This is a genomic window from Streptomyces sp. NPDC001514 (genome assembly GCF_053597075.1).
In genome coordinates this window covers 44,958-63,448 of sequence record NZ_JBSFHO010000029.1, presented here as the reverse complement: position 1 = coordinate 63,448, position 18,491 = coordinate 44,958, and the positions used below count along the sequence as shown (strand labels likewise).

The window sequence follows — 18,491 nt, the reverse complement described above, 5'->3', positions numbered from 1 at the left end:
ACGACTACAGCGCGACCGTGCTGGCCAGCCACTGGGTCGAGCGGCCCGCCCCACGGCAGGAGGCGGTCCCCGACCGGGTGGAGGGAATGGTCCTCCGGTTCGGCCCGGGCGTGACGGCCGCCGCCCTCACCCGCTACGAGCGGGACAGTACGACCACCGTCTGGCACGGCACGCTCCCCGGCCGCACTCCCCTGCCGCCCGAGCGCCCCGTCCCCCGGCTCGCGGGACTGCGCCGCTACACCCTCGCCGCCCTCGTGCTGCTCGCCGTGCTCTGCTTCCTCGCCTGGGAGCGGTACGGGCCGGGCGTCGCGGTACGGCACGTGTCCGTCCGCACCGATCCCGCTGGGCCCGGCTGCGGCGGCACCGCGGACATCACGGCCCTGGTGGACACGGACGGGCGGCCCGGGACCCTGACGTACCGCTGGGTGCGCAGCGACGGCACCGCCTCGCAGGAACTGACCGAACGGCTCGCGCGCGGGCAGCGACAGGCACGTCTGCGACTGCTGTGGACGTTTCACGGCGAGGGCGAGTACGCCGCTCGGGCCGAGCTGCGGATCACCTCGCCGACCCACCACACCGCGGCGGCCGACTTCACCTACACGTGCCCCTGACGGTGGCCCGGGTCCGTGGCGCCCGACCGGCGATCGGGAACACGGCCGAAGGACACCCGCTAGACCGCCACGATCGTCGTTTCCGTCGCCTTGACGCTGGTCCACACCGGCGTCCCGTCGACGAGGCCGAGCTCGGCGGCCGCCTGCGGGGTGATCTCCGCCACCAGGTCAGGAGCGAGCTCCGAGGTGATCAGGACCCGCAGTCGGCTGCCGCTCGTGGTGATCTCGCGGACCGTGCCGGGCCAGACGTTGCGCGGGCTGCCTTCGGGCTTGTCGCAGTGGACGGAGACCGCCTCGGGGGCGATGATCGCGAGGGCGGCGGTGCCTGTCGGCAGGGGGTCCGCCACGACGAGGGTGGCGCCGTCGGGGAGTTGGAGGCCCTCGGGGGTGGTGGTGCCGGGCCAGGCGTTGCGGCCGAGCATGCGGGCCACCCACGGGGAGCGGGGGTGCCGGGTGACCTCGGCGGGCGGTGCGTCCTGGAGTGCGCGGCCGTCGTCCAGTACGAGGACCCGGTCGGCGAGCGAAACCGCTTCGACAGGGTCGTGCGTGACGATCAGACAGACGCCGCCGAAGCCGTCGAGATGGCTGCGCAGGGTGTGCCGGACATGGGCACGGGTGGACTGGTCGAGCGCGGCGAGGGGCTCGTCGAGGAGGAGCAGTCGCGGGCGCGCCGCCAGTGCCCGGGCGAGTGCGACCCGGCCGGCCTGACCGCCGGACAGCTGGGCCGGCCTGCGGTGCGCGAGGTGGCCGACGCCGAGCCGGTCGAGCCACTCCTGGGCGGCGCGGCGGGCCTCGGCGCGCGGGGTGCCGTGGGCGCGGAGCCCGTACGCGGTGTTGGCGAGGGCCGTCAGATGGGGGAAGAGCGCGCCGTCCTGGGGGACCCAGGCCACGCCCCTGCGGTGCGGCGGGAGTTCGGTGACGTCCGTGCCGCCGAGCGTGAGGACGGCGTGGGCGCGCGGGGTGAGGCCGAGGAGGGCCCGAAGCAGGGTGGTCTTTCCGGCGCCGTTGGGGCCGACGACGGCGATGGTGGTGCCCGGATCGGCGTCCAGGGTGAGCCGGTTGAAGCCGGTGACCTCGGCGTGCAGCGGCCAGGGCTCCTGGGGCGGTACGGGCGTGGGGGGGGCGGGCCCCCCCCCCCCCCCGGGGGGGGCCCCCCGGGGGGGGGGGGGGGGGTGCGCGGGGGTGGGGGGGGGGGGCCCCGGGGCGCGCGGTTGCCCGCCGTCGCCGCCGGCTGCCCGCCCCCGGGCCGCGGGGGGGGGGGGGGGGGGGGCGGGCCGGCCCCCCCCACGCCCGTCGGGAAGGCCCGCGGGGGCTGGTTCCGCGAGTTCCGCGGGTGACGCGTCGTCGGCGATCGGCGCGGGGGGACGCGGCCGGTCCCCGGGCGCTCCGGCCCAGCGGCCGCGCAGGGCGATCAGTACGCCCATGGTGATGGCGAGCAGCAGCAACGACACGGACGTCGCCGCCTCCGGCTGCTCCTGAAGGAGCAGATACACCTGGAGGGGCAGGGTCTGCGTGGTGCCGGGGAGGTTGCCGGCGAAGGTGATGGTCGCGCCGAACTCGCCGAGTGCCCGCGCCCAGGTGAGCGCCGCTCCGGCGATCAGCCCGGGGGCCACCATGGGCAGCGTGACGGTGCGGAACACCCGTACCGGCGAAGCTCCCAGGGACGCTGCGGTCTCCTCGTAGCGCGGCCGTAGCCCGCCCAGCGCACCTTCGAGGCTGATGACCAGGAACGGCATCGCGACGAAGGTGGCCGCGACGACGGCACCCGAGGTGTGGAACGGCAGCGTGATGCCGAACCAGTCCTCCAGCCACGGCCCGAGCAGGCCCCGCCGCCCGAAGGCGAGCAGCAGCGCGACCCCGCCGACGGTCGGCGGCAGCACCATCGGCAGCAGGACGAGGGAGCGGACGAGGGCCTTGCCGGGAAAGTCGACCCGGGCCAGCAGCCAGGCGAGCGGCACGCCGAGGAGCAGGGACAGCCCGAGCGCCCAGAACGAGACGAGGAGCGACAGCTGGAGCGCCTCGACGACACCGGGGCTGGTGAGATGCGCGCCGAGGTCGCTCCACTCGGTGCGGGCGAGGATCCCGATGAGCGGAAGCAGCAGGAACGCGACGGCGAGCAGCGCGGGGACCGCCAGCGCCATGGGGGTGCGGGGGCCGACGCGGGTGCGGTTTCGTCTCATCGGAGGTCCTGGAATCGGAGGTGCTGGAGTCGGTCGGAGGCCCTGGACCCGGTGGTCGCGGAACCGGGCGTCCGTGGGGCTGCCCGGTCCCCCGATCCGGACAGCCCCTGCGGCAGTTGGCGCGTTCTACGGCTGCTGGAAGCCGGCGTCCCCGAGGATCTTCTGCGCCTCCGGGGTGGACAGCCATGCGACGAAGGCGGCGGCCGCTTCCGCGTTCCTGGACTGCTTCAGGGTGGCGGCCGGGTACTCGGCGATGGCGTTCTGCGCGTCCGGGATCTCGATCGCGTCGACCTTGTCGGTGGCGGCGGCCGCGTCCGTCTTGTAGACGAGACCGGCGTCGGCCTCGCCGAGCTCGACCTTGCTGAGCACCGCGCGCACGTTGGGCTCCTGGGAGACCGGCTTCACGGTGATCTTCTGGGCGTCGAGGATCTTCTTGCTGTAGCGCCCGACCGGCACCTCCGGCGCGGCAAGCACGACCTTCAGGTCGCTGCCCGCCAGGTCCTGGAGCTCGTCGACCTTCTTGGGGTTGCCCTCGACCGTGGCGATGACCAGCCGGTTCTTGGCGATGACGGCCGGGGTGCCGGTGTCGGCCCTGAGCCCGTCCATCGTCTTGGTGTCGGCGGTGACCAGGGCGTCGGCGGGGGCGCCCTGCCTGACCTGGGCAGCCAGTTCCTGGGATCCGGCGAAGGAGAACGTGATCCGGGTGCCGGGGTGGGACTTCTCGTACACGGCGCCCGCGGTCTTGAAGACATCGGTCAGGGACGCGGCGGCCAGCACGGTCAGATCGGCCGCCGGGGCTCCGGTGCCGCCGGTCGCGGACCGCGAGGCCTTCGCACCACTGTCCTCCTTGCTGTCGGCGTTGCCGCAGGCGGCCAGTGGGACGAGGAGGGCGGCAGTGAGCGCGGCGGCAGCGGCGCGGCGCCTTGTGGTGCTGAAAGGCATGAGGGTCGAGCTCCTTACGAGTCCGGCCGGCAGGTGCCGCCCGAGCGGATGATGAAGAGCCGCGCCGGTGACGGGCGACGCCGCTTGGTGGTGCCGTGCTTGATGGGGGCCGCACTTGATGGGGCCCTGACGCCGTGGCTGAGCCTCATCGAGCTGAACTCGGCTCGACTCGACGCTGCTCGACTCGGCTCGGCTCAGGTGCGGTCGATGTGCACGCTGGTCGACTTCACGCGGGCGGTGGCCTGCATGCCGACCTCGAGACCCAGTTCCTCCACGGCCTCCCGGGTAAGGAGTGAGACCAGCCGGTGCGGACCTGCCTGGATCTCGACCTGGGCGGCGACATCGCCGAGCTTGACCGCGGTGACGATGCCGGGGAAGGCGTTGCGGGCCGAGGTGTACGAGGCGTCCTCCTCGCCGATGCCGCCCTGGGCGATCTCGATGGAGAAGGCGGCCAGATCACGACCGTCGATGAGCCGGCGGCCCGCCTCGTCGCGATGGGTCGCGACCCGGCCGGCATCCGCCCAGCGGCGTGCGGTGTCGGGACTGACGCCCAGCAGACGCGCCGCCTGTCCAATGGTGTAGGACTGCATGCGCGACACGCTAGGGCGATCAGGCTCGTATTTACAACTCTCGGGCTGATTCTCCATGGCAGATGCGAACTCGCTCGGAGGAAGCCATAAAGCGCGGCAGTGCCTGCGATGCGTGCCCGGTCGGCTACGGGGAGTGTGCTTACAGTGCAGGAGTCACCGCCGGGTCTGTGAGAACCGGCATCCCACTCGACGATCAAGGCGCAGCCCCATGAGTCTCAGCATCCGCAACCAGCTCCCCGGCACCGTCACCTCGGTGACCTCCGGCGAGGCGATGGCCACGGTCAAGGTCCGTCTGGACGGCGGCCAGGAAGTCACCGCGGCCGTCACGGCCGACTCCGTGAAGGAGCTGGGCATCGCCGAGGGATCCCCGGTCCGCACTCTGGTCAAAGCGACCGAGGTCGCCCTGGCCACCGGCCCGGTCGAGGGCGTGAGCATCCGCAACCAGATCCCCGGCAAGATCATGGCCATCTCCACCGGTGGCGCCATGGCCGGCGTCAAGCTCACGGTCGAGGGCGGCGAACTGACGGCCGCGATCACCAACGACGCCGTCGCCGAGCTCGGCCTCTTCGTCGGCTCATCCGTTGTCGCTCTGATCAAGTCCACCGAGATCTCGCTCGCGACCACCTGAGCGGCACATGCTGACAGGCGTCGGTGTACCCGGCTCTCTAGATGAGCAGGTGTCCGGCCTGTTCGCCCAGCCAGCGCAGCAACGCGGCCACCCGCTCGTCCTCGGACGGCCGGGTGGTCAGCAGGACGTACGCACTGCCGTCGGCCTCGAAGCCGAACGGTGCGACGAGCCGGCCGGCGCGCACGTCGTCGTGGACGAGCGCGAGGGGGCCGATGGCGACGCCGAGGCCGCTGGCCGCGGCCTGCAGACTCAGATAGAAGTGCTCGAAGGTCTGCTCGGCGGCGTCGGGGAGCACCGCTCCCGCGCAGCCCGCCCAGTCGGACCAGGCCGTCGGCCGGGTGCGGGTGTGGAGCCGCGGCAGGTCCGCCAGGCCTGCGGGCGAGAGGAGGCCACGGGCGAGCTCCGGTGAGCACACAGGTCCGATCAGTTCGCCGAAGAGGTGGTGCGCCGGGACGCCTTCGGGCAGCTCGAAGTCATTGCGCCGGATCGCGACGTCGATCCCCTCCCTGTCGAACGGCACCGGGCCGCCGGACGCGACGAGATGGAGGTCGAGCCCGGGAGCGGCGTCGGCGAGCAGCGGAAGCCGCGGGATCAGCCAGCGCATGAGCAGGGTGGGTTCGCAGGACAGCACGAGAGGTCCGGGCGCGACCGCCGCCCGGGTGCGCCGGGCGGCCGAGCTGAGCAGGCCGAGGGCATCGGTCACCTCGCGGGCCAGCGTGCGCGCGGCCGGGGTCGGTACGACCGAGCGGTTGCGCCGCTCGAACAGGCCCACCCCCAGGGCGTGTTCCAGCTGCTGGATCTGCCGGCTCACGGCGCCATGGGTCAGATGCAGCTCCGCGGCGGCCTTGCTCACGCTCGCGTGCCGGACGGTCGCCTCGAACGCCACGAGGGTTCCGAGCGGCGGCAGATCGCTCCACGTGTTCCACGTCATGTGTGAGATTTCATCACAGATGACGTGAGGAATCATCGCTTTACAGCCTCCCCGACGACCAGCAACAGTAAGGCCCGGTAAGGCCGTACGGCGGACCGACGGAAAGGGCTCGCACGATGCAGAAGGTCAGCCTCTCTCACGCATTTGCTTCGTACTCCGACACCTGGAACCCGAAGGTGGCGGAGATCGTGAACGACATGCAGGCGTGATGCGGCGCCCCGCACGGAACGCCGTCCCGCCGCCGCGCCGGATCGCGATTCTCGCCGACGACCTGACGAGCGCGGGCGACGGGGCCGCGCCCTTCAGGGCGGCCGGTTTCCCGGCCCGGATCGGGCTCGCCGCTTCGACTGACGCGACGGAGCCCGTGACGGCGGTCGGCGTGACGGCGGTCGGAGCGTCGCAGGCCGGCGTGACAGCGGTCGATCTCGACACCCGGGTGCGACCGGCGGCGTACGCGGCCGAGCGGACCGCCGCCGCGTCGGCGATGCTGGCCGATGCCGACGTCCTGTTGAAGACCGTGGACTCGACGCTCCGGGGGCATCTCGCCGCGGAGACGGCCGCCGCCCTGGCGGCAAGCGGCCGTCGTACGGCAATCGTCGCGCCCGCGTTCCCGGCGGAGCAGCGCACGACGGTCGGCGGCGTGCAGCTTCTGGCGGGGCGTCCTGTGCACGACACCGCGTTCGCGCACGACCCCATGCACCCGGTGCGGTGCGCCGACCTGACGGAGCTGTTCCCGGGCGCCGTACGGGTCGGCGGGCCGGCGGCCACCGTCCGCAGGTCGCTCGTCGGAGCAGAGCGGATCGTGCTGGCCGATGCCGCTTCCGACAGGGACCTGGACGCGCTGGTCGCGGCGGTGCCCGATCCGGGGCAGGTGCTGTGGGTCGGTTCGCCGGGTCTCGCCGCGGCGCTGGCCCGGCGTCTGGGGCCGGGACCGGGCAACGGCCAAGGCCCCGGCGGCCATGTACCCGGACGTGGCGCTGACGCCGGACGTGACGCTGACGCACTCTCACCCGCACCCCGCGTCCTGGTCGTTGTCGGCAGTCTGCATCCGGCAGGTCGGGAACAGGCCGCCCGGTTCGCGGCACGGGGCGGCAAGGACGCCCTCGTACCCGTGGCGGACCCCGCGGCCGTGGTGCGCGCGGAGCAGGCCCTGGTCGGTCGCGGCAGGGCGCTGCTGCACGGCCCCGATGCCCGTACCGCGGACTCCGTACCGCTGGCGCTGGCCAGGGCGGTCGTCGAACTGGCCGTCCGCCGGACGTTCGACGCGCTCGTACTCACCGGCGGCGAGACCGCCCGCACGGTCCTGCTCGCCCTCGGAGCCAGGACCGTCGACCTGGTCGGCGAACCCGAACCCGGCATCGCCCTCGGCCTGCTCGACCACCCGCTCCGGATCCCGGTGGCCCTCAAGGCGGGCGGTTTCGGCGACCGCGACACGCTCTGCCGTCTCACCGACGTCATGACCTCGTAGGGAGTTCTCCGTGCGCCACCCCATAGCGGTCACCATGGGTGACCCCACCGGAATCGGTCCGGAGATCACCCTCCGGCTCGTCGCCGACGACCGCTGCGACACCCCCGTCCTCGTCATCGGCGACGAGGGCGTGCTCCGCCGCAGCGCGGCCGCGATCGGCCTCGACATCCCCGTCCGCCCAATCGCCTCGCCCGACGGCATGACCGCGGCCTCCCCCGGCGTCGTACACGTGCTGTCCGAGACGTCGCTGCCGGAAGATCTGCCCTGGGGGCAGGTCGACAGCCGGGCCGGGGCGGCCTCGTACGCGTACGTCGCCAAGGGCACCGCCCTCGCCCTCGAAGGCCGGGTCGCCGCGCTGGTGACCGCGCCTCTCAACAAGGAGGCCCTGCGCCTGGCCGGGCTTCCGTACCCCGGCCACACCGAGATCCTCGCCGCGCTGAGCGGCACCGAGCGGTACGCCATGATGATGGCCAACGACGAGCTGCGCGTCGTGCTCGTCACCATTCACCAGCCGCTGCGCGACGCGCTCGACTCCCTCACCGTCGAGGCGGAACTGGCGACGATCCGGCTCGCCCACGAGGCCCTGCTCAGGGCCGGGACCGCGGCGCCGCGCATCGCCGTGGCCGGGCTCAATCCGCACGCCGGCGAGAACGGTCTGCTGGGCCGCGAGGACCTGGACATCCTCGCCCCGGCGATACGGGCCGCCCGCGCCGAGGGGATCGCGGCGAGCGGGCCGTGGCCGGCCGACACGGTCTTCCTGCGGGCGCGGCGCGGGGAGTTCGACGTCGTCGTGGCCCAGTACCACGACCAGGGTCTGATCCCGGTCAAGTACCTGGGCCTGGAGAACGGCGTCAACGTCACGATCGGCCTGCCGTTCGTCCGCACCAGCGTGGACCACGGCACCGCCTTCGACATCGCGGGCAAGGGCCTCGCCGATCACACCAGTCTGCTCACGGCGCTGCGTCATGCGCGCAGGTTGTCCCGCTGCCGATAGCGACAAGCCGATAGCGACAAAGGGACGGAAGAGAGGGACGCGATGGACTTCATTTTCATGCTCACGCGCGACGACAGGACCGTACGCGACTGCCTGCGGCTCGTCGACGGTCTGGCGGAGCTGCAGCTGGCGCACATCGGTTTCAAGGATGTCGGCGTGGACCGCGGAACGCTCGCCGCGCTGCACCGCCGTATCAAGGCCGCGGGCGCGACCAGCAGTCTCGAAGTGGTCAGCACCAGCCGGGAACGGGCCCTGGACTCGGCCAGGATGGCCGTCGACCTCGGGGTCGACCAGCTGATGGGCGGCATCTGGGTCGAGGAGACATTGGAGCTGCTGAGCGGAACGGGCATCGCCTATCTGCCCTTCCCCGGCACCCCGTCCGGCCACCCGACCCGGCTCGGCGGTACTCCCGGCGAAGTGGCCGAGCAGTGCAGGCGTTTCGAGGCGGCCGGTTGTGCCGGCGTGGACCTCCTGGCGTACCGCGCCACGGATGCGGATCCGTCGGCGCTGGTCCGCAGCGCCCGCGCGGCGACGTCCGGACGGCTCGTGGTCGCGGGCGGCATCGACAGCCCCGAGCGGATAGCCGCACTCGGAGCGGCGGGGGTGGACGCGTTCACGGTGGGATCGGCGGCGATGACGGCGTCGTTCGACCCGCGGCTGGGAACGCTTCACGGACAGCTCGCCGCGATTCTGGCCGCGGCGGCGGGCGTTCACTCGGGGCGGACGTCCTCGTCGGCCCCGTCGGCCCCGTCGCCCTCGCAATCCTCGTAATCCTCGTAATCGAACCCCGGGGCAACCACGCACGTCACCAACACGGGTTCGTCGCCCGCCGGTTCGGCCGACTGCCAGCACCCACCGGGCACGAGGAACTGCGGCCGCTCTCCCTTCTCGATCGCGCCCCCTACCACCGTCTCGACGGCGTCCGCCTCACTCGGGGCCGCCCCCTCCCCTCCCAGTCGCAGACGGAGCGGCCCGCCTCCGTGCCACAGCCACAGCTCGTCCGAGCGCACCCGGTGCCAGCGTGACGCCTCGCCAGGGTGCAGAAGGTAATAGATGCCCGTCGCGAACGGCCTCGCCCCGCCGTATCCGTCAGGGACCGCTTCCGCCGGAGTCCGCCATGTCTCCCGGAACCACCCGCCTTCGATGTGCGGTTGAAGGCCGAGGGACTCGACAAGCCCGGAAATGTTCGCCATGCCACTCATCCTGGCGCACGCTCCACCGCTCCGCTGCTCCACCCCCCGGCCCTGCCGATGGCGTGGACCCGTCGGCCCCCTTGTCGCTTTGTCGCTTTCACCGGACAGTACGTGGCATGGCGATCGTTGTGCTGCTGGGAACGCTGGACACCAAGGGTGAGGAGTACGGCTGGCTGCGGGACCGCCTTCTGCGGCGCGGCGTCGACGTGCTGGTCGTGGACGCCGGTGTGGTCGGCGAGCCCCGGATCGCCGCCGATGTCCCGCGCGCCGACGTCGCCCGGGCGGCGGGCGCCGACCTGGCGCGGTTACGGGCCGAAGGGGACCGCGGCGCCGCGGTGACAACGATGGCCCGCGGCGCGGCCGAGACCGTACTGCGGCTGCACGGGGAGGGACGCCTCCATGGCGTGCTCGCCATCGGAGGCAGCGGCGGCACCTCGATCGCGACCCGGGCGATGCGGGCGCTGCCGCTCGGGGTCCCGAAGCTGATGGTCTCGTCGATGGCCTCGGGCGATGTCTCGGCCTACGTGGGATCCGCCGACATCACGATGATGCACAGCGTCGTCGACCTCGCCGGGATCAACAGCGTGTCGGCCCCGATCCTGGCGAACGCCGCCGACGCCGTCGCCGGCATGGCGCAGGGCTTCGCCGCGGCCACGCGCGCCGGGCGCCCGGTCGGACCGCCGGCGGGCGGCAGCAGGCCCGTGGTCGCGGCGAGCATGGCGGGCGTGACGACACCCGGCGTCGACGCGGCCCGCGAGCGGCTGACCGAACTCGGCTACGAGGTCCTGGTCTTCCACACCAGCGGCGCCGGGGGCCGTACCCTCGAGTCGCTTGCCGGAAAGGGGCTCTTTGCGGGCGTCCTCGACCTGACCCTCAGCGAGCTCGCCGATGACCTCGTGGGCGGGATCCTGACCGCGGGCCCCGACCGCCTCACCGCGGCGGGCCGCCACGGCGTTCCTCAGGTGGTGAGCCTGGGCGCCCTCGACATGGTGAAGTTCGGGCCCGTCGACACGCTCCCGCCGCAGCATCTGCGGGATCGCGATGTGCGGGTCCACAACCCCTGCGTCACGGTGATCCGCACGACCGCCGCGGAGTGCGCCGAACTCGGCCGGCGCGTGGCCGCGAAGCTCCGCGACGCCACCGGTCCGACGGCGGTGTGCGTCCCGCTGAGGGGGCTCTCCACGCTGGGCGCCCCCGGCGGGCCGTACCACGATCCGATGGCCGACGCAGCGCTGTTCACCGCGCTCCGGGAGGGGCTGCGGGAGAGCGCCGTCGAGGTACGGGAGGTTGCCACCCACATCAACGACCCGTCGTTCGGCCGCACCGCCGCGGAGCTGCTGCACCGGATGATCACCGGTGCGGACGACGCGTCGGCCGCGGTGTGCGCGTGAATCCTGTCCTGTTCCGGCCCACCTGGCCCGGCCTCGGTCACGACCGGCAGGCGAGCCGTGCCACGGCCGCGGCGGACCAGCAGGGCTGCGTCGGCACACACAGCTGCCCAGGACGCCCCCTACGGCCCGGCCCGGCCGCCCTGTCCGGCGAGGGCAATCGCCCCCTCGACCGGGGCCCTGCGGCGCCCGTAGAGGTCGCCGAGCAGCGGCCAGGACGGGGTGGGGCTGATCGCGTGTCCGAGGACGTACAGGTGACGACGACGTCCGCGGCGGCCTCGCCGACAGCGATGACAGCGATGTCACCGGGGGCCGCGGCCCGGGCGCGAGAGCCCGGCCGGGGCCGTTCGGCGCAACATGCGCCCCGGCGGATCGATGCCGTCCGGCCACCGGCCGCCGTCGGCGCCCCGCTGAGCATTCGACCGGGCCGATATCGCCCCTGTGACGTAACTCACAGCCCGGCGGAGCGGGCCTGGTACCGGGCGTTGCCCAGAGTCCGGCATGCCCGTATAGCCCCACAGGGCCCAGCAATGCTAGAAAGAACACCGTGATCAGGCGCTTCGACCGATTCCGGGGCGTATCGGTTCGGCCACTGATCGGCAAGCGCCCCAGGAGCGTCGCCGGGCAGGTCTTTGTCCTCCAGGTGGCGGTCGTGGTCCTGCTTGTGCTCGGGGCGATCCTCGCCCTCGTGCTGCAGACCCGGAGCGACACCGAGCGGGAAGCCCGGAACCGTTCCGTCGCCGTCGCGGAAACGTTTGCCCATGGCCCGGGGCTGCTCGCCACCCTGAAACTGCCCGATCCCTCCCGGGTGCTCCAGCCGATCACGGAGGAGACCCGCCGGGCGGCGGGCGTGGACTTCATCGTGGTGATGGACACCAAGGGGATCCGTTACACACATCCCCAGCCGGACCGGATCGGGCACCGATTCGTCGGCACCATCGAACCGTCGCTGAGGGGCGAGGTCCTGCTCGAGAGCGTCCAGGGACCGCTCGGCCAGGAAGTGCAGGCGGTGGTCCCCGTGACCGACCCGGACGGCCGGGTCGTGGCCCTCGTCTCCGCCGGCCTCACGGTCAAGAACGTGACCGGCGCGGTGAACCGCCAGCTACCGGTCATCCTCGGCGCCGGCGCGGCAGGCCTCGCTCTGGCCACCGCGGGCACCGCGCTGGTGACCCGACGGCTCAAACGGCAGACGCACGGCCTCGGGCCGACCGAGATGACCCGCATGTACGAACACCACGACGCCGTCCTGCACGCCGTGCGGGAAGGCGTCGTCATCGTCAGCGACGATGGCCGGCTGCTGCTCGCGAACGACGAGGCCAAGAGGCTCCTGGAGCTGGGGCCCGACGCCGAGAGCCGGCCCGTGACGGAGCTGACGGGGCTCGACCCCGACACCGCCGAACTGCTGGCCTCGGGCCGCTCGGCGACCGACGAGGTGCACACGGCAGGCAACCGGCTGCTCGTGGTGAACCAGCGGCACACCGACGGCCCCGGCGGCCCGATGGGCACGGTCGCGACCATCCGGGACTCCACGGAGCTCCAGGCCCTGACGGGCAGGGCGGACGTGGCCCGCAAGCGCCTCCAGCTCCTGTACGACGCCGGAGTCTGCATCGGCACCACGCTCGATGTCACCCGCACGGCCGAGGAGCTGGCCGAGGTCGCCGTCCCCCGTTTCTCGGACTTCGTGACGGTCGACCTCGCCGACCCTGTACTGCAGGGCGAAGAGCCCAACGGCTCGTCCCCGGGCATGCGGCGCACCGCCGTCAGCGGCATCCGTGACGATCATCCGCTCTACGAGCGCGGCAGGCTGATCGCGTTCCTCCCGTCGACACCGCAGGCCATCGGGCTCGGCAGCGGACGGGCGGAGCTGGTGCCCCACCTGTCCGACGCACCCGGCTGGCACGCCCAGGACCCGGAGCGGACCCGGGAGATCGTCGAGTACGGCATCCACTCGCTGATCACGGTGCCGCTGCAGGCCCGCGGTGTCGTCCTGGGCGTCGCCAACTTCTGGCGGTCGGAGAAGCCCGAGCCGTTCGACGAGGACGACGTCTCCCTGGCCGAGGAGCTGGTCGCACGTGCCGCCGTGTCCGTGGACAACGCCCGCCGCTACACGCGCGAACACGCCCTGGCCGTGACGCTGCAACGCAGCCTCCTGCCGCGTGCCCTGCCCGAGCAGAGCGCGGTCGACGTGGCGCACCGCTATCTGCCCGCGCAGTCCGGGGTCGGCGGGGACTGGTTCGACGTGATTCCGCTGCCGGGCAGCCGTGTGGCGCTGGTGGTCGGCGACGTCGTCGGTCACGGCCTGCACGCGGCCGCGACGATGGGGCGGCTGCGCACCGCGGTGCACAACTTCTCCACGCTCGATCTGCCGCCCGACGAGCTGCTCGGCCATCTCGACGATCTGGTCGGGCGTATCGACCAGGACGAGCCGGGCGGCGACGGCGCCCCGGAGGGCGGCCCGGCGATGACGGGTGCGACCTGCCTGTACGCGGTCTACGACCCCGTCTCCCGCCGTTGCGCCATGGCCCGGGCCGGACATCCGCTGCCCGCGCTGGTCCACCCCGACGGCAGCGTCGAGTTCCCCGAGCTGCCGGCCGGGCCGCCGCTGGGACTCGGCGGCATGCCGTTCGAGTCCGCTGAGCTGGACATCACCGAGGGCAGCCGACTCGTCTTCTACACCGACGGCCTGATCGAGGACCGCAGCCGGGACATCGACGTCGGCATCGAGCTGCTGCGCCAGACCCTCGCCCGCGCCGACCGGACGCCCGAGGAGACCTGCCAGGACGTGCTGGGCGCCCTGCTGCCCGCCCGTCCGAAGGACGACGTGGCCCTCCTCATCGCCCGCACCCGGGTCCTCGGCCCCGACCGGGTCGCCGAGTGGGACGTGCCGTCCGATCCCAGCGCGGTCGCGGGCATGCGCGCCGAGGCCGTGCGGACGCTCGAGGCCTGGAACCTGTCCGAGCTGGCCTTCGGGACCGAGCTGATCCTCAGCGAGCTCCTCACCAATGCCATCCGCTACGGCTCGGCGCCGATCCGGGTACGGCTGCTCCACGACCAGAGCCTGACCTGCGAGGTGGCCGACGGCAGCAGCACCTCACCTCACCTGCGGTACGCGGCCACGACGGACGAGGGCGGCCGGGGGCTCTTCCTGGTCGCCCAGATGGCCGAGCGCTGGGGGACGCGTTACATCCCCGGCGGCAAGATCATCTGGGCGGAACAGTCCCTGCACGGCGCCCCGCCCCAGATGGAGGCGGCAGCGCTGCTCGGCTTCACGGACAGCGAACTCCTCTGAGCCGTTGCGGCCGAGGCCGCGACGCGGGTCCGGCTGCGCCGGGGCACGCGTGCCCGAGCACCGCCGGCCCCGCGGAGGAGGCGGCACAGGAGTTCACCGCCGCCCGGTCACAGCCTTCCGGCCGGTCACACCTCCGGCTTCCGCCCGGTCACTGTTCCGGCTTCGGCGGTACGTAGAACGCCGTCGTGGCGCTCACCGCCGCGGCCACCGTGGCGGCCGACACGCCGGATGCCTTGTACGCCTCGCCCCAGGCCTCGCTGCTGCGGGTCGTGAACTCGCGGGCCTCGTCGGTCGCCTGCCACTCCTCGGCAGCGTCGGGGCCGATCTCGCCGCCCTTCAGATGCAGGCCGAGCCCGAGGACCGTCAGGTCCCAGCCGACGCCGACCGCGCCGGGGCCGAACTGGTCCCAGAACTCCGGCGGGACGACCGCGACGTGCTCCAGCTCGAACACCGTCCGCTCGGCGCCCTCCGCCGTCAGCCGCACCTGTACTTCGCTGAACCCGGGGTTCTCGCCGAACAGCCAGCTCACCTTGAGCAGCTCGGGCGGCTCGCAGCGCAGGATCTCCCCGCTCGCGTTGCCCTCCAGCCGGTAGTGGCCGCCCAGCTCGAGGTCGCCGCTCACGGGCAGGAACCAGCGGCCGATCCGCTCGGGGTCGGTGCACGCGTCCCACACGTCCTCGACCGCGGCGTCGTACGTGCGCCGGAGCAGGACGGTGCGGGCCTCGCCGTCGGCCACGGACCGGCGGCCGACCTCGCGGTGGATGTCGTTGATCTGGTCGACGATGTCGCTCATCGCTGCTCTTCCTGATTCTCGATGTCGTTCCGTCTGCGGCGCTCGCGCTTTCCTCGCGCCAGCTCGGTACCGAGCGCGTCGAGCCGCTGCTCCCAGAAGCCGCGGAACCGGTCGAGCCATGCGTCGACCTCGCGCAGGGGCGCGGAGTCGACGGCATACAGCCGCCGGGTGCCCTCGGCACGTACGGACGCGAAGCCCGTCTCGCGCAGGACGCGCAGATGCTGCGACACGGCGGGCTGCGAGATCCCGAACTCGGCCCGGATGACCGAGCTGACCGTGCCCGATGACTGCTCGCCGTCGGCCAGCAGCTCCAATATCCGGCGTCGCACCGGATCCCCCAGTACATCGAACGCGTGCACGGCCCGACTGTGCCATGCACCGCTTATATAAGTCAACGCTTATCAAAGCCGCCGCGGTGGCGTCACCCGGCGCTACACCCGGGCGGAGTACGTGCGAGCGGCCCCCCGCCGCTCCGCGCGTTCCACTGGAGAGATGCCAATGATTTCGGTCGTCGTCCCGTGCTTCGACGAGAGCGAGGTGCTCGGCGCCTTCCACGACTCGTTGATCGCCGCGCTGGACACGACCGGGGAGCACTTCGAGATCTGTTACGTCGACGACGGCAGCGGCGACGGCACCGTGGAGCGCCTGCGGGAGCTCGCCGCGGCCACTCCGCAGGTGCGCTACACCTCCTTCAGCCGGAACTTCGGCAAGGAGGCCGCGATGCTCGCCGGGATGCGCATGTCACGGGGCGACGTGATCGTCCTCATGGACGCCGATCTGCAGCACCCGCCCGAGCTGGTCCCCCGCATGCTGGAACTGCACCGGCACGGCTACGACCAGGTCGTCGCACGCCGCGACCGCACGGGTGAAGGCGTCGTGCGGACGGTGCTCAGCCGCGCCTACTACCGCCTCGTGCGCCGCTTCATGGACGTGGAGATCGTCGACGGGGCGGGCGATTTCCGATTGCTGTCCCGGCGCGCGGTGAACGCCGTGCTGTCCCTCCCCGAGAGAAATCGCTTTTCCAAGGGACTCTTCCCGTGGGTCGGGTTCGACACGGTCAGCTTCACGTACCCGAACGTGCGGCGGGCCGGAGGGCGGTCCAAATGGGGCGGCCGAAGGCTGATCAACTACGGTATCGACGGGCTGCTCTCGTTCAACAGCCGTCCGCTGCGTCTTGCGATCCACACCGGTCTCTGGCTCTTCACGTCCGCCGTCGTCTATGCGCTGTGGATCGTCGCCAACACCTTGTGGAACGGTGTCGAGACGCCCGGATACGCGACCCTCATCACCGCCGTCGTCGCGCTCAGCGGAATCCAGCTCGCCACGCTCGGCGTCATCGGGGAGTACGTCGGGCGGATCTACCACGAGTCGAAGCGGCGACCGCACTATGTCGTGCGGGAGACGGACGAGTCGGGCCCGGTCCAGCGCGCCGCCGGCCTCCCGCCGTCGGCCGTCGCACGGGTCCGGCCGGAGCCGTGACGGCGCATCGTGGACCGCCCGCTCCCAGCGCCAGGTCTTCAGGCCTCCGGCGGTTCACCCTCTTCCAGTTCGTCCTCTTCGCCGCGATCGGACTCGCCAACACGGGCGTGTACTTCGCGGTCTACGCCGTGCTGAACATCTGGCTGCCCTATCTGGCCGCCCACGCCGTGGGCTACGCGGTGAGCCTCACCGGATCGTTCCTGCTCAACTCGTACATCACTCTCCGGACCAGGCCGACATGGCGTGCCTTCGTCCGGTATCCCGTATCCGGTGCGGCCAATCTCGTGGGCAGTGGAGTCCTGCTCCATCTCGCCGTGACCAGGCTGGGCATGGACGAGCATCTCGCCGCCCTGGCCGCAGGTGTGCTCGTCACCCCGTTCTCGTTCCTGCTCGCCCGGTGGGCGATCACCTCCGGCGCGAACGAGCGTGTCGTCACGGAACGCGCGTCGAGTAGGTGACCCGGTCCAGGTAGTAGTAGTCGGCCACGCACCCGGCGGGCCACGGGCTGAGCCCCTGCGCGCCGAAGGGTTCGAGCATGCCGCTCAACGGCAGCCGCGTGTACGGGAGGACCGTCGCGCCCTCGGCGGCCCGGGCGCGCAGCCACGCGTCCTGCCGGTCCCACTGCTGTGCCCGTACGCGCATGTCCTGGCCCAGTTGGTGGAGCGGGCCCGCCAGCCCCAGGACGGTGGCCGCGTACACCGCCGCGGCCGCCATCGTGATCACGCCCGCCCATCGCTGCGGTGCACGGGTACGCAGTGCACGGCCCAGGAGGGCGCCGACGGCCACCAGGACCAGGACGTACAGCAGGAGGTAGTCGTTCCAGATCCGCTGGGCGGACACCACGCGTGGGCCGAAGACGGGATAGCAGACGACGGTGCACAGATAGCCCGAGAGGAGGAAGGCGATCGCGCCCAGTGAGACCGGCAGCAACGGCCTGATCGGGCGTCGGAGCGGCCCGGGACCGGCCTCCCTGCGCCGTACCAGAAGCCCCAGCAGCACTCCGGCGGCGACGGCTCCCGCGTACTGCCAGGTCGTCAGGACGGTCTCCAGGATCCGCACATAGCCGCGCGCCGCCGCGGCCAGGGTTTCCGGGGCGATCACGGAGGCGGTGTCGGCGCCGAACCGCTCGCGCCGGTGGCGCGATCCGGGAGACGTCACCAGGACGACCGTCCCGATGACGACCCCGGCCGTACCGAGCAGGGCCCAGCCGCGGGCGTAGGCCTGCGCTCCCTCGGTGAAGAGCCGGCGGGCGAGCAGAGCGATTCCCGTGAGTACCACCAGGGCGACGACCGAGGTCTCCTCGGAGAGCGTGCCCACGAAGATCCCCGCCACCAGAACGACGGCGAGGGCGGCGATCCGTCCCCGGCGGCCGCGGGCGCACAGCGGCGGGAGCGCCGCCGCGCACGCCACCACGGGAGCGAGGGTGTGCGACACGGAGGCGGCCGGCCAGTAGAACGTCTTGTACGTGTTGGGCGTGGCGAGGAGGAACACCGCGGTGACCATGGCCGCCACGAGCAGCGGCACTCCGCGCGGCGTCACCAGCCCGGCCCGGCGCAGCAGGAGCACGGTGAGAGCCCAGAGGACGGCAAGCACGATCGCCGCGCTGATCAGGGCGAACCACTGGTGCCCGGCGACCGGGAACTGGGCGTAGAGCCCGACGAGCACGGCATTGCCGATCCGGCCGTTGTCGGTGACGTAGAACTTCCCGATCAGCCCCGCGATGCCGTGGTCGCGCACGACGGGCAGGAAACACCACTCGTCGGCGCTCGGTCTGACGTGGCGTCCGAGCCATGCCGCGGCTGTGAGCAGACCGAGCGGCAGCAGCGACAGCGCCGCGGTCCATGACCACGGCCGAGCGCGCGGCCGGGCCGGGTCGCCCGGCTCCGGCGGGACGGTATGGCTCTTCGTACCGACGGCCATGGTCGTACTGCCTCTCCGACACCCCCTTCACCGCCGGCCGCCCGGCGGGCACCTCCCACTCGACGTCAGGCCTTCGCCCCTCGCA

The 18,491-nt window shown here is 72.5% G+C and carries 17 protein-coding genes; 9 read left to right on the top strand and 8 right to left on the bottom strand.

The genetic code is table 11. The annotated features are described in order from the left end of the window. The first annotated feature begins 17 nt into the window (after positions 1–17). Positions 18–611 carry a hypothetical protein gene (locus ACWCXB_RS26510; RefSeq protein ID WP_450726142.1) on the top strand — a complete coding sequence of 198 codons (594 nt, stop codon included), beginning with the start codon at positions 18–20 and terminating at the stop codon, positions 609–611. A 59-nt stretch (positions 612–670) separates the two neighbouring features. Here the strand turns inward: ACWCXB_RS26510 and ACWCXB_RS26505 are convergent, their stop codons facing one another. The 3 genes from ACWCXB_RS26505 to ACWCXB_RS26495 form a co-directional block, all read right to left on the bottom strand. Next, the gene (locus tag ACWCXB_RS26505; protein WP_450726140.1) at positions 671–2,791 is read right to left on the bottom strand and encodes an ABC transporter permease; all 2,121 of its coding nucleotides are present in this window, start codon (positions 2,789–2,791) and stop codon (positions 671–673) included. Between the two features lie 126 nt (positions 2,792–2,917). Next, positions 2,918–3,733: a molybdate ABC transporter substrate-binding protein gene (gene modA / locus ACWCXB_RS26500; RefSeq protein ID WP_450726138.1), complete on the bottom strand. Its 816-nt coding sequence runs from the start codon at positions 3,731–3,733 to the stop codon at positions 2,918–2,920. Positions 3,734–3,927: 194 nt separating this feature from the next. After that, the gene (locus tag ACWCXB_RS26495) at positions 3,928–4,323 is read right to left on the bottom strand and encodes a TOBE domain-containing protein (protein WP_450726137.1); all 396 of its coding nucleotides are present in this window, start codon (positions 4,321–4,323) and stop codon (positions 3,928–3,930) included. Between the two features lie 208 nt (positions 4,324–4,531). Here ACWCXB_RS26495 and ACWCXB_RS26490 point away from each other — a divergent pair, with 208 nt between their 5' ends. Continuing rightward, complete coding sequence (locus tag ACWCXB_RS26490) at positions 4,532–4,951, top strand: TOBE domain-containing protein (RefSeq protein ID WP_450726135.1); 420 nt, start codon at positions 4,532–4,534, stop codon at positions 4,949–4,951. 37 nt (positions 4,952–4,988) lie between these two features. Here the strand turns inward: ACWCXB_RS26490 and ACWCXB_RS26485 are convergent, their stop codons facing one another. Next, positions 4,989–5,882, bottom strand: coding sequence for a LysR family transcriptional regulator (locus ACWCXB_RS26485; RefSeq protein ID WP_450726133.1), 894 nt, complete (start codon positions 5,880–5,882; stop codon positions 4,989–4,991). Between the two features lie 208 nt (positions 5,883–6,090). Here ACWCXB_RS26485 and ACWCXB_RS26480 point away from each other — a divergent pair, with 208 nt between their 5' ends. From ACWCXB_RS26480 to ACWCXB_RS26470, 3 genes are read left to right on the top strand one after another with little or no spacing between them, the layout of a single operon-like run. After that, positions 6,091–7,350: a four-carbon acid sugar kinase family protein gene (locus ACWCXB_RS26480; RefSeq protein ID WP_450726132.1), complete on the top strand. Its 1,260-nt coding sequence runs from the start codon at positions 6,091–6,093 to the stop codon at positions 7,348–7,350. Between the two features lie 10 nt (positions 7,351–7,360). Further along, a complete protein-coding gene (pdxA, locus tag ACWCXB_RS26475) occupies positions 7,361–8,344 on the top strand; it encodes a 4-hydroxythreonine-4-phosphate dehydrogenase PdxA (RefSeq protein WP_450726130.1) in 984 nt (327 codons plus the stop codon). Between the two features lie 42 nt (positions 8,345–8,386). Continuing rightward, positions 8,387–9,115, top strand: a complete 729-nt coding sequence (locus ACWCXB_RS26470; protein WP_450726128.1) for a HisA/HisF-related TIM barrel protein — start codon at positions 8,387–8,389, stop codon at positions 9,113–9,115. Here ACWCXB_RS26470 and ACWCXB_RS26465 read toward each other — a convergent pair. Beyond that, positions 9,055–9,537 (bottom strand): cupin domain-containing protein, encoded by a 483-nt coding sequence (locus ACWCXB_RS26465; protein ID WP_450726127.1) that lies wholly within the window; start codon positions 9,535–9,537, stop codon positions 9,055–9,057. The two genes, ACWCXB_RS26470 and ACWCXB_RS26465, sit on opposite strands and share 61 nt — an antisense overlap. Positions 9,538–9,653: 116 nt before the next feature. On the opposite strand from ACWCXB_RS26465, the gene ACWCXB_RS26460 reads away from it, so the two are divergent. Then, the gene (locus tag ACWCXB_RS26460; RefSeq protein ID WP_450726126.1) at positions 9,654–10,928 is read left to right on the top strand and encodes a Tm-1-like ATP-binding domain-containing protein; all 1,275 of its coding nucleotides are present in this window, start codon (positions 9,654–9,656) and stop codon (positions 10,926–10,928) included. A gap of 544 nt (positions 10,929–11,472) precedes the next feature. Next, complete coding sequence (locus ACWCXB_RS26455; protein WP_450726124.1) at positions 11,473–14,214, top strand: SpoIIE family protein phosphatase; 2,742 nt, start codon at positions 11,473–11,475, stop codon at positions 14,212–14,214. Between the two features lie 148 nt (positions 14,215–14,362). Here the strand turns inward: ACWCXB_RS26455 and ACWCXB_RS26450 are convergent, their stop codons facing one another. Both ACWCXB_RS26450 and ACWCXB_RS26445 read right to left on the bottom strand, forming a co-directional pair. After that, positions 14,363–15,007, bottom strand: coding sequence for an SRPBCC family protein (locus tag ACWCXB_RS26450; RefSeq protein WP_450726122.1), 645 nt, complete (start codon positions 15,005–15,007; stop codon positions 14,363–14,365). After that, positions 15,004–15,366, bottom strand: a complete 363-nt coding sequence (locus ACWCXB_RS26445) for an ArsR/SmtB family transcription factor (protein ID WP_450726120.1) — start codon at positions 15,364–15,366, stop codon at positions 15,004–15,006. Before ACWCXB_RS26445 ends, ACWCXB_RS26450 begins: the two co-directional genes overlap by 4 nt. Before the next feature lie 133 nt (positions 15,367–15,499). Between ACWCXB_RS26445 and ACWCXB_RS26440 the strand changes: the two genes are divergently transcribed. Together ACWCXB_RS26440 and ACWCXB_RS26435 are read left to right on the top strand one after the other, a co-directional pair. Further along, positions 15,500–16,486: a glycosyltransferase family 2 protein gene (locus tag ACWCXB_RS26440; protein WP_450726119.1), complete on the top strand. Its 987-nt coding sequence runs from the start codon at positions 15,500–15,502 to the stop codon at positions 16,484–16,486. Beyond that, a complete protein-coding gene (locus ACWCXB_RS26435) occupies positions 16,483–16,944 on the top strand; it encodes a GtrA family protein (protein WP_450726117.1) in 462 nt (153 codons plus the stop codon). The genes ACWCXB_RS26440 and ACWCXB_RS26435 overlap by 4 nt, the downstream gene beginning before the upstream one ends. Here the strand turns inward: ACWCXB_RS26435 and ACWCXB_RS26430 are convergent. Beyond that, positions 16,919–18,406 (bottom strand): DUF6056 family protein, encoded by a 1,488-nt coding sequence (locus ACWCXB_RS26430; RefSeq protein WP_450726115.1) that lies wholly within the window; start codon positions 18,404–18,406, stop codon positions 16,919–16,921. The genes ACWCXB_RS26435 and ACWCXB_RS26430 overlap by 26 nt on opposite strands. Positions 18,407–18,491: the final 85 nt, after the last annotated feature.